This is a genomic window from Agromyces sp. MMS24-K17 (assembly GCF_043950245.1).
In the GTDB taxonomy this organism is placed as follows: domain Bacteria; phylum Actinomycetota; class Actinomycetes; order Actinomycetales; family Microbacteriaceae; genus Agromyces.
Genome location: NZ_CP171640.1, coordinates 901,565 through 911,501, shown reverse-complemented (window position 1 = coordinate 911,501; position 9,937 = coordinate 901,565). Strand labels below are relative to the sequence as shown.

Sequence of the window (9,937 nt, the reverse complement as noted above, 5' to 3'; positions counted from 1 at the left end):
TCGCGGTCTCGGTCGGTGCAGTCTCGGTCGTCTCAGTCCGCGGTGCGGTCGCCCTTGGCGAACATCGCGAGCATCCGACGGGTCACGGCGAAGCCGCCGAAGATGTTGATGCCGGCCAGCAGCACGGCGATCGCGGCGAGCACCTGCACCACCGGCTCCGAGCTCGTGAGCTGCACGATCGCGCCGACGATGATGATGCCGGAGATCGCGTTGGTGACGCTCATGAGCGGGGTGTGCAGCGCGTGCGCGACCTTGCCGATGACGTAGAAGCCGATCACGACCGACAGGGCGAGCACGGTGAAGTGCTGGGGGAGCGGCGGCGGGGCGACCGCGTTGATCCCGAACAGCGCCACGATGCCGATCACGACGAGTACCGCCCGACGCATCGGCGTCAGCCACGGACGGCGCGGCTGCGCGGACGGCTGCGCGGCCGAGGCATCCGACGCGCCCGCACCCGCGCCCGCACCCGCTGCTCCGGCGCCCGCGGCGGCCGCCGGCGCCGCCGACACCTGCACGGGCGGCGGAGGCCAGGTCGTCTCGCCGTCACGGACGACGGTGACGTTCCGCTGCACGACGTCGTCGAAGTCGATGACGAGCTCGCCGTCCTTGCCCGGCGTCAGCAGCTTCACCAGGTTCACGAGGTTCGTGCCGTAGAGCTGCGACGCCTGCGCGGGCAGCCGGGCGGCGAGGTCGGTGTACCCGAGGATCGTCACCCCGTTCGCCGTGACGATCCGCTCGCCGGCGACCGAGCCCTCGACGTTGCCGCCCTGGCCCGCGGCCATGTCGACGATGACGCTGCCCGGCTTCATGCTCGCGACGTCGGCCGCCGTGATCAGTCGGGGCGCCGCGCGGCCCGGGATCAGCGCCGTCGTGATGATGATGTCGACGTCACGGGCCTGCTCGGAGTAGATCTCCGCCGCACGCCGGTCGTACGCCTCGCTCGTCGCCTTCGCGTAGCCGTCGGTCGACTGCTCGACCGCGACCTCGACTTTCAGGTACTCGCCGCCGATCGACTTCACCTGGTCGGCGACCTCGGGCCGGGGGTCCGTCGCGCGCACGATCGCGCCGAGGCTCGATGCCGCGCCGATCGCCGCGAGGCCCGCGACGCCGGCCCCGGCGACGAGCACCTTGGCGGGCGGCACCTTGCCGGCCGCGGTGACCTGCCCGGTGAAGAACCAGCCGAATTCGTGCGCGGCCTCGACGACCGCGCGGTAGCCGGCGATGTTCGTCATCGAGCTCAGCACGTCCATCGACTGGGCCCGCGAGATGCGCGGCACGGCGTCCATGGCGAGCGCGGTGACCCCGCGCGCCGAGAGGGCGGAGAGCAGGTCGGGCCGGAAGGCGGGGCTGAGCAGGCCGATCAGCGTGCTGCCGGGCTCGAGCAGCGCGATCTCGGTCTCGCCCGGCGGCCCCACCTTCAGCACGACGTCGCTGCCGAACGCGACGACGGTCGAGCCGATCGCGGCGCCCGCCTCGACGTAGGCCTCGTCGGGGAACGACGCGTGCGCGCCCGCGCCCGCCTCGACGACCACGTCGTACCCGAGGGCGATGAGCTGCTTCACCGTCGCGGGCGTCGCGGCCACCCGGGTCTCGGGGGCCGCCTCGGCCACCACGCCGATCCGCGCCATGTCGTCTCCTCACTCGTCGTCGAGCGCACCGGGGCGCGGTGCTGCTCCAAGCATGCGCCCACGGGCCGCGCCGTGGACAGGGCGCGGCGGGATGTCGCGAGCCGGCGAGTTCGCGCGGCACCACGACGGGACGGGACGTGGGGAACACTGTAGGGGCGGGATCGGCCTCGAACCCGCCCCTCGCGGCCGCGAACACGGAAAGATCGCTCGAACTTTCCCGTGCGAGAACTCTCGGGCCGCCGACCGGCGTCTCAGCCCGTCGCCGCCCCCGGTCCCGCCGCGATCAGCTCCGGCAGCGCCCGCTCGATCATGTCCATCGTCGCGGTCAGCGACACCCGGAAGTGGCCGGGCCGGTCGAACAGGGTGCCCGGCATGACGAACACCCCTCGTTGTGCGAGGGCTTCGCAGTAGGCCGCCGCATCGTCGGCCGGCGCGCGCCCCCACAGGTAGAACGTGCCCTCGGGTGTCGTGAGCTCGTACCCGGCGCCACGCAGGGCGCCGAGGAGGCGATCGCGCTTCCGGGTCAGTTCGGCGAGGTCGATCGACACCCCCTCCAGCTCGGGAACGGAGTACTGCATGATCGCGTCGGGGAAGCCCCAGCCGATGGCGAGCTGCAGGGGCATCAGCGAGGCTCGCAGCTCGTCGCGCTCGGCGCGGGGGAGCAGCGGTGAGAGTGCGAGGTAGCCGAGCCGCGCACCGGGCGCGAGGAGGACCTTGCCGTAGCTGTAGTCGACGACGGTCCACGGGTAGACACCGGCCGGGCTGTCGAACCCGAGGCCGTCGAAGCGGATGCGTCGATACGGCTCGTCGGACACGAGCCAGATGCGGCGACCGTACCGTGCCGACGCGGCCTCGAGCACCTCGCCGAGCGCGTCCCAGGTCGACCTCGGGTAGATGCGGCCGGTGGGATTCGCGGGCGAGTTGACGACCACGATGCGCGTGCGCGGGGTGAGGGCGCGGGCCACCGCTTCGACGTCGAGGTCGAACGTGACCGGGTCGAGCGGGGCCTCCACCGGTGCGAGGTTCGCGGCGTGCAGCATGGGCGAGTAGCAGAACCATCCGGGCGCGGGGATGACGACCTCGTCGCCGGCGTCGGCGAGCAACGCGAACGCGAGCGAGAGCGCACCGAACGCGCCCTGCGTCATGGCGACGTCCTCGGGTTCGAACTCGAGCCCGAGCTCCGTCCGCAGGCCCGCGGCGACCGCGTCCTGCGCGGTGCGGACGTTGTCCTTGTACGCGAACCAATCCACCGATCGCGGTTCGACGTTGGTGCGCAGTGCGTCGACGAGGCCCTGCAGCGGCGGTTCGTGGGGATTGCCGAACGTGAAGTCCAGCGCGTCCGGATCGGATCCGGCCGCCTGGATGCGGGTGAAGAAGCCCGTCACCACCTCGACGGATCCGCGCGCGTCGATCGCGCGTCTCGAGAGCACCATGTCGACCGCCTTCCGGCTCGCCGGGGCGACCCGGCTCGCTTGGGGAACGCGGTCAGCCTCCTCCCGGGCGCCCTGCGCGTCAACCGCCCTGGTCGGCGTTCACGACCCCCGGCGGTGTGCCGTCGACCTCCAGCCGGAACGGCCGCACCCGGTCGGCGTGCCCGAGCGAGCGGGCCGGCGCGATCCGGTCGCGCACGCGCTGCTTGAGCTCGACGATGTCGGGGAACCCGCCGTCGTCGGCCCGAGACCAGATCCGGTCGCCGTCGACGTGCACCTCGAACACGCCGCCGGTGCCCGGCACCAGCGTCACGGCGCCGCCGAGCAGCTCGGCCTGGAAGGTGGTCAGCAACTCCTGGGCGAACCACGCCGCTCGCAGGAGCCATCCGCACTGGGTGCAGTACTCGATCCGGATCTCGTGGCTCATGGGAAGCGATTCTTGCAGGCGCCGGTTTCGCCATTGCGTCGTGGTGGCGACATCGATCAGGATCCGAGAAGCGCCGCCGGCGCGGGCTCCGTAGGTTCGACATGAGAGCAACGACCACCACCGACTCGACAGAGGAGCACGACATGGCTGTGAAGAACGACGGACTCTCCGTCGAGGAACGCGAGGCCGTCAAGCAGCGCGCCGCCGAGCTGCGCGCCCAGGCCAAGGCGGGCAAGACCCGCGAAGCGGGCGAGAAGGCGCTCCGGGAGGCGATCGACGCGCTCCCCGAGCCCGACAAGGCCCTCGCCGAGGGCATCGACCGGATCGTCAAGGACGTCGCCCCGCACCTGTTCCCGAAGACCTGGTACGGCTTCCCCTCCTATGCCGACGCGGACGGGAAGATCGTGGTGTTCTTCAAGGCCGCTTCGAAGTTCACCACGCGGTACGCGACGCTCGGCTTCGAGGAGGCGGCGCAGCTCGACGACGGCGACCTGTGGGTGACGTCGTTCGCCATCCTCGAGCTGACGCCCGCGGTCGAGGAGCGCGTCGCCGCGCACATCCGGAAGGCCGCCGGCGGCTGATCGGAGTGGGACGGGCGGCCGCGTCGAGCGGCCGCCCGTCCGCGCGCTCGGGCGACGCCCGCGACGGTTCGCGACTCAGAGCGCGAGCAGCCGCTCCTGGTCGCCGAACACCTCGAGCCCCGCGCACTCGGCGACGCCCTCGAGCAGCACCCGCCCGTCGCCGTCGAGGTGGCGGAACCGGATGCGCGCATCGAGCGTCTCCTCGACGCGCTGGTGCATCGCCGACCGCAGCGGCGCGTGCAGCAGCCCGCCGCGCACCCGTTCGGCCTCGAGCTCGAGCATGCCGTCGGGCCCGGACACCGCCCAGTGCACGTGCGAGTCGTCGATCGCGAGGCGCCGCTCCGTCGATCGGTTGTAGGTCGTCCACTTGTACAGGCGACCGCCGTGCCGGAACCCGATGATCGAGCCGCGGAACGAGCCGCGCAGCCACGGGATGATCGCGACCGAGGCGATGAGCGAGGCATCCGCACCGTCACCGACGTCGGCGTCGACGTGGTTGCCGGCCATCCACACGTAGCCCGCCGGGAAGGCCTTGCCCCAGTCCTTCTCGATGTACCCGCGACCGCCGTCGAACGAGGTCGGCACCCCCTCGACCTCGAGGCCGCCGGCCAGCCCGTGGCCGAACGAGACGATGCCGTGGAAGCACTCCATGAACGGCACCATCCCGTACCAGCCCATGATCCCGGGCTCGCGGGCGGTCACCGGCCACGGCACCAGGGCGCCGGCGTAGTCGACCCGCCCGCGCAGCTGCGGCAGGTCGAGGGTCGCGCCGGTCGCGTCGAACCGGTTTGCGCCGACGCGCACGTCGAAGTCCCGGTCGGATGCCTCGAACTCGTCGACGTCGAAGCGGTGGTACCACGACCGCCCGGTGCGCCCGTCGAGCACCTGCACGAACGCCTCGTCGCGGTCGCGGTCGCCGGCGAGCCCGCGGAAGACGCCCGGGATCACCGCCCAGCGCTGCGTGCGGTCGGCGGAGACGAGCTTGACGTACCAGCCCTCGAAGAAGCCGCGACGGATGCCCCGCCCGTGGAAGGCCTCGGGGTGCCGCACCCCGCGAACGTACGACGCCGGTGTCCGCATGCGCTCACCCTAGGTCGTCGTGCCGCGGCGCGCTCGGCCGATCGCCGGCCGGGTTCACCAGGGCATGGGACGGTGGGGCCCGCGCTCCGAGTCGTCGGGGAACTCGGGCAGCTCGGTGCCGCCGGCGCGGACGCAGAGCCAGCGCAGCTCGTCGGGGCTGTCGGGCCGGCAGCGCCACGTGCGCCAGACGCCCTGGCCGACGCGGAGCACCGTCCCGGGGCCGACCTCGACCACGTCGTCGTCGAGGCCCATCTGCCCGCGCCCGCCGAGGAACACGTAGAGCTCCTCGACCTTCGCGTGCCGGTGCCAGTAGCCCGCCTGCTCGCCCGGCTCCAGCGCGTTCGCGGTCAGGCCGATGTACTGCATCGCCAGCTCGTGGTCGACGACGCGTCGGCCGTCGCGCGAGCTGTCGGGGCGGAAGCCGCCGTAGTGGGAGCGCCACTCGTCGAGCGCGCCGATCTCGAGCACCTGGTAGTCGGTCACGTCGTCACCCTAGCCTCGCGGCGCCGGACGCTCGCGGCCGCCCCGAGCCGCGGCGGCGACCGCGAACGCGAGCGCCGCGCCTCCGAGGTAGGCGACGAGGTCCCACGGGTCGAAGGAGCTCCCGAAGACAAGCCGCGCCGGCGGCGCCGCCGCGACGATCGCCGCGGGGAGCTCGGTGAGTTGCAGCAGCTCCACCGCCGTCGAGACGCCGAACGCGATGGCGGCGACCGCCCACGGCCGCAGGCCCGGCGCGACCAGCAGGGCGAGGCACCCGACGAGGGCCGCGTACAGGATGCCTCCGAGCACGTCGACCACCGGGGTGCGATCGAGCACCTGGAGCGCGAGGCCGAGCACGAGGCATCCGACGGCGGCACCGACAGCGATCAGGCGCGTGCCTCGGCGAGCGCGCGCGTCGGTGTCGGCACGGCTCACGTCACTCGGCATCCGGCCAGTGAAGCAGTCGGATGCGGCTACGCCGGGTCGACCCGCCAGCGCATGAGCACGTTGCCCGACTCCGGCCAGGCGCGGGTCTCGAGGAGCTTCAGCGCGACCGGCGGCCGGTCGTCGAAGAGCGGCACCCCGCCGCCGGCGATGAGCGGGAACGTCACGAGGTGCAGTTCGTCGACGAGGCCGGCGTGCATGAGGTCGTTCCAGAGGATCCGGCCGAGGAGCACGAGGATGCCCCGCCCCTCGCCCTGCTTCATCGCGGCGACCTCGGCCCGGGCGTCGGCGACCCGCACGATCCTCGTGCGCGGGTGGGGCGCGAGGTCCTCGGTCGTGATCGTGTCGGAGACGACGACCTTCTCGATGGCGTCGAAGCGGGCGGCGAACCGGCGGCGGATGGCCGTGGCATCCGGATCGGCGCGCACGCCCGCCCAGTACCCGAGGTTCCCGAGCGACGAGCGCCGCCCCGACAGCAGCAGCGTGTCGGATGCCTCGAGCAGGGCGTTCGTGACGTGGTCGAAGGTGTCGGCGCCGCGGTAGTCGGGGTGCTGGTGCTCGAAGAACGACCCGATGTCGTGGTCGTCGTCCTCGTAGCGGCCGTCGACGGTGACGAAGTTGCAGACCGTGAGGGTGCGCATGCCGTCACCGTAGCCCGGATGCCTCCCGGCGTGCGCTCGGCCGCATCGCCTACACTCGGTCCCCGGCGCACGCACACCCCGCAGCGCGCCGACCGACTCCCCGCTCCGCGACCACCGTCGCGCGACCCACGAGAGCCCACCGCACATGGCCACGAACCAGCCCATCACCGTGTCGATCCGCCGCGAGGTCGACCCCTCCCGCATCTCCGAGGCGACCGCCTGGGTGCAGACCGGCGTGAACCTCGCGAACAAGTACCCCGGCTTCCTCGGCTCGGGGTGGATCCGCGCCGGCGAGCACTCGACGGACTGGCACATGCTCTACCGCTTCGCCGACGAGGCGTCGCTCGAAGCCTGGGAGCGCTCCGGCGAGCGCGGCTGGTGGCTGTCGATGGGCGAGGGGTTCGTGCGTTCGGAGCGCAGCCGGCGCCGCACCGGTATCGAGGGCTGGTTCGACGAGCCCGCGACGGGCTCGATCGCGGTGACGGATGCCTCGGGCGGGGCATCCGCCGCGTCCCAGTCTGGTGCCGTGGGCGCCGACGGCGCGCCCTCGCTGCCCGCCGCTCCGCCGCGCTGGAAGCAGGCCGTGACCATCTGGCTCGGCTTCTTCCCGGTGAACCTGGCCTTCGGCTACCTGACCGCGCCGATCCCCGGCTGGGGCGAGCTGCCGCTGTGGCTGCGGGCCCTCGCGACGACGCTCGTGCTCACGCCGGTGATGACGTACTGGGTGCTGCCGTTCGTGACCCGATCCCTGCGGGGGTGGCTCGCTCCGCGAGCCTGAGGCCACATCGGCGGGAGCCGGTTCCCCGGGCGTCGACATGGAACGTCCGCCCGAATAGGGGGACATCACCCGATCGGCACGCTTCGTCGCCGAATCGGAACGGCTTCCCGCTCCGCATTGACAAGCCATTTCGCCGCGGCGATCATTCCCTCATGCCATTCCCGCCCGCCTTCCACCCGGTGGTCGCATGCTTCCGCAGCTGACTCCCTGCGGGCTGATCACGCTCGATCCGCACGGGACGATCGTGGACCTCAACCCGACGATCCTCGACTGGATCGGGGCTCCCCGCGCCGAGCTCATCGGCCGGCCGCTGGAGGCGGTGCTGACCCTGCGCATGCCGCTCACCGGCGGCGACGGGCAGTTGCCCACCGACGCGACGATGCACGGCTCATCGGGGGTCGTCCGGCCCGTGGTGGTCGGCGTCATCGACACGGACGGCGGCGCCGGCCGCCAGGTCGCCGTCTACGACGTGTCCGCCCGGTCGGCGTTCGCCCTGGGGTTCCGCGGGGCGGAGGCGAAGACGGCCCGTGGCCGCCAGCGCCTCCAGATCCTGCTCGGTGCCGCCGTCGGCTTCGCCGGCATCCGGTCGGAGGCCGAGGCCGCCGAGCTCCTCGTCGACGCGGCGCAACGCGCGTTCGCCGCCACGTTCGTGAGCGTGCACCTGACCGGGGAGGACGGGGTGGTGCAGGTCGCCGGCGTCAACCCGCTCCTCGACCACTGGCCGGAGGGCTTCCGCCCGACGGGCGCGGTGACGATCGCCGGCGGCGAGGTGCTCGTGGTGCGGACCCCCGAGGACGCGGACACGTACGTCCCCGAGGTCCCGATGGGCGAGGTCTTCCGCGCCGCGGGGATCCAGGCCGCGCTCGCCTCGCCGATCCGCTCGAAGGGCGAGACCCTCGGGTCGATGATCTGCTACTTCGACCACCCTCGCGAGTTCGACGAGGAGGCCGTGCCGCTCGCGGAGGCGCTCTCGAACCAGACCGCGCAGGCCATCGCCCGAGTCCGTCTCGAGGAGACGGTGCTCCGCGCGGCGATGCACGATGCGGTCACCGGCCTGCCCAGCCGTCGCCTCTTCGAGGACGACGTCGAGCGGATGCTCCAGTCGGACTTCCAGGCGCTCGGCGTGATCTTCATCGACCTCGACGGGTTCAAGTCCATCAACGACCGGCTCGGGCACGCGGCCGGCGACACGATCCTCCGCGAGGTCGGGGGGCGCCTGCGGCGGGTCATCCGCGAGGGCGACGTGCTGGGCCGCTTCGGGGGCGACGAGTTCATCGTCGTCGCGGCGGTCGACCGGCCCGACGACACGGCGGCCCTCGCCGAGCGCCTCCGCGCGTCCGTGGCGGAGCCGTACGCGGCGCTCCCGACCGAGCTCTCGATCACGGCGAGCATCGGCACCGTCAGCGTCGACGGCGCGGGTGGACCGCTCGTCATCGACCAACTCATCCGCGCGGCGGATCACGCGATGTACGAGGCGAAGATGAGCGGCGGCGACCGGGTCGCGACGATCACGCGGCTGCGCGGGGTCGCCTGACGCGTCCGCGCGCCGCGACGCCGCGTGCCGCCGTCCTTCACCCCTCGCGTTCGCGGCGATCCCGCACCGCGCGGATGACCGCGGCGATCGAGCGCCAGCCCACGAGCGACGCGAACAGCACGATCGCCGCGACGATCACGAACGGCAGCGCGGTGCCCTGGCCGGATGCCGCGCGCAGGAGCATGCCGATGACGAGCGTCGCCGCCCACACACCGAGCCCCGTCCGGACCGGGGCACTCGGCGCACGCCACGCGAACGTCACGACCCAGCCGACCGCGAGACCCGCGAGGAACGGCCAGGCCGTCTGCCACAGCCCGGCGAGCACATCCTCGGTGTGACTGGCGCGGCCGGTCGCCGCGAACGCGACGACGAGGGCCGCGTCGATCGCGGCGGCACCGGCGATCCGGCCGATCGACGGTCGCGAACGGCGAACGGATGCCTCGGGCTGCGCGGAACTCACCGACGCAGCCTACGACGCCGACCGGGGAATCTTCCGCGGGCCCTGTCCAGCGGAGGCCGACCGGCGTAGCGTCGACCCATGGCGAAGCTCAGCGAGACCCTGGCGGGGGCGGTCCCCTCGTGGGGCGCGAAGGTGGCGTACGGCGAGAAGGTCGTGTTGAACGGTGCGGACTTCGTGCCGGTGGCACTCGTCGTATTCGGGTTCGGGGCCGGCGAGGGCTCGGGCGAGACCCAGGAGGGCACGCAGGTGCCGGCCGGTCACGGCGAGGGCAGCGGAGGCGGCGGGGGCGGGTTCTCCGTGCCGGTCGGGGCGTACATCGGCGCGCCGGGCGGACCGCGGTTCCACGCGAACCCGATCCCGTTGCTGGTGGTGCTCACGCCGGTCGTGACGGCGATCGGCTTCGGGCTGGCGGCGATCATCGGCGCGTCGCGCCTGCGCAGCCTGCGCTAGACCG

12 protein-coding genes are annotated in these 9,937 nt (G+C 72.8%); 4 read left to right on the top strand and 8 right to left on the bottom strand.

Features of this window, described 5'->3' with window-relative positions; genetic code table 11:
* Positions 1-32: 32 nt before the first annotated feature.
* The 3 genes from ACGGZK_RS04010 to ACGGZK_RS04000 form a co-directional block, all read right to left on the bottom strand.
* Positions 33-1,628 carry a Re/Si-specific NAD(P)(+) transhydrogenase subunit alpha gene (locus tag ACGGZK_RS04010; protein ID WP_395244974.1) on the bottom strand — a complete coding sequence of 532 codons (1,596 nt, stop codon included), beginning with the start codon at positions 1,626-1,628 and terminating at the stop codon, positions 33-35.
* A 251-nt stretch (positions 1,629-1,879) separates the two neighbouring features.
* A complete protein-coding gene (locus tag ACGGZK_RS04005) occupies positions 1,880-3,061 on the bottom strand; it encodes an aminotransferase class I/II-fold pyridoxal phosphate-dependent enzyme (RefSeq protein ID WP_395244973.1) in 1,182 nt (393 codons plus the stop codon).
* A gap of 79 nt (positions 3,062-3,140) precedes the next feature.
* Positions 3,141-3,485 (bottom strand): SelT/SelW/SelH family protein, encoded by a 345-nt coding sequence (locus ACGGZK_RS04000; RefSeq protein WP_395244972.1) that lies wholly within the window; start codon positions 3,483-3,485, stop codon positions 3,141-3,143.
* 143 nt (positions 3,486-3,628) lie between these two features.
* On the opposite strand from ACGGZK_RS04000, the gene ACGGZK_RS03995 reads away from it, so the two are divergent.
* Positions 3,629-4,066 (top strand): hypothetical protein, encoded by a 438-nt coding sequence (locus ACGGZK_RS03995; protein ID WP_395244971.1) that lies wholly within the window; start codon positions 3,629-3,631, stop codon positions 4,064-4,066.
* A 75-nt stretch (positions 4,067-4,141) separates the two neighbouring features.
* On the opposite strand, the gene ACGGZK_RS03990 is transcribed toward ACGGZK_RS03995, so the two are convergent.
* The 4 genes from ACGGZK_RS03990 to ACGGZK_RS03975 are packed head-to-tail and all read right to left on the bottom strand — an operon-like array spanning position 4,142 to position 6,711.
* A complete protein-coding gene (locus tag ACGGZK_RS03990; protein WP_395244970.1) occupies positions 4,142-5,146 on the bottom strand; it encodes a tocopherol cyclase family protein in 1,005 nt (334 codons plus the stop codon).
* A 54-nt stretch (positions 5,147-5,200) separates the two neighbouring features.
* Positions 5,201-5,629, bottom strand: a complete 429-nt coding sequence (locus ACGGZK_RS03985; RefSeq protein ID WP_395244969.1) for a cupin domain-containing protein — start codon at positions 5,627-5,629, stop codon at positions 5,201-5,203.
* Between the two features lie 9 nt (positions 5,630-5,638).
* Complete coding sequence (locus ACGGZK_RS03980; protein WP_395244968.1) at positions 5,639-6,073, bottom strand: DUF2809 domain-containing protein; 435 nt, start codon at positions 6,071-6,073, stop codon at positions 5,639-5,641.
* Between the two features lie 26 nt (positions 6,074-6,099).
* Positions 6,100-6,711, bottom strand: coding sequence for a dihydrofolate reductase family protein (locus ACGGZK_RS03975; RefSeq protein ID WP_395244967.1), 612 nt, complete (start codon positions 6,709-6,711; stop codon positions 6,100-6,102).
* Positions 6,712-6,856: 145 nt separating this feature from the next.
* Here ACGGZK_RS03975 and ACGGZK_RS03970 point away from each other — a divergent pair, with 145 nt between their 5' ends.
* Both ACGGZK_RS03970 and ACGGZK_RS03965 read left to right on the top strand, forming a co-directional pair.
* On the top strand, positions 6,857-7,489 hold the full coding sequence (locus ACGGZK_RS03970; protein WP_395244966.1) for an antibiotic biosynthesis monooxygenase: 633 nt from the start codon (positions 6,857-6,859) through the stop codon (positions 7,487-7,489).
* Between the two features lie 187 nt (positions 7,490-7,676).
* Positions 7,677-9,023 carry a diguanylate cyclase gene (locus ACGGZK_RS03965; protein WP_395244965.1) on the top strand — a complete coding sequence of 449 codons (1,347 nt, stop codon included), beginning with the start codon at positions 7,677-7,679 and terminating at the stop codon, positions 9,021-9,023.
* Positions 9,024-9,060: 37 nt separating this feature from the next.
* Here ACGGZK_RS03965 and ACGGZK_RS03960 read toward each other — a convergent pair whose 3' ends face one another.
* Positions 9,061-9,483, bottom strand: coding sequence for a DUF3054 domain-containing protein (locus ACGGZK_RS03960; protein WP_395244964.1), 423 nt, complete (start codon positions 9,481-9,483; stop codon positions 9,061-9,063).
* 78 nt (positions 9,484-9,561) lie between these two features.
* Here ACGGZK_RS03960 and ACGGZK_RS03955 point away from each other — a divergent pair, with 78 nt between their 5' ends.
* The gene (locus ACGGZK_RS03955; protein ID WP_395244963.1) at positions 9,562-9,933 is read left to right on the top strand and encodes a hypothetical protein; all 372 of its coding nucleotides are present in this window, start codon (positions 9,562-9,564) and stop codon (positions 9,931-9,933) included.
* The last annotated feature ends 4 nt before the right edge of the window (positions 9,934-9,937 follow it).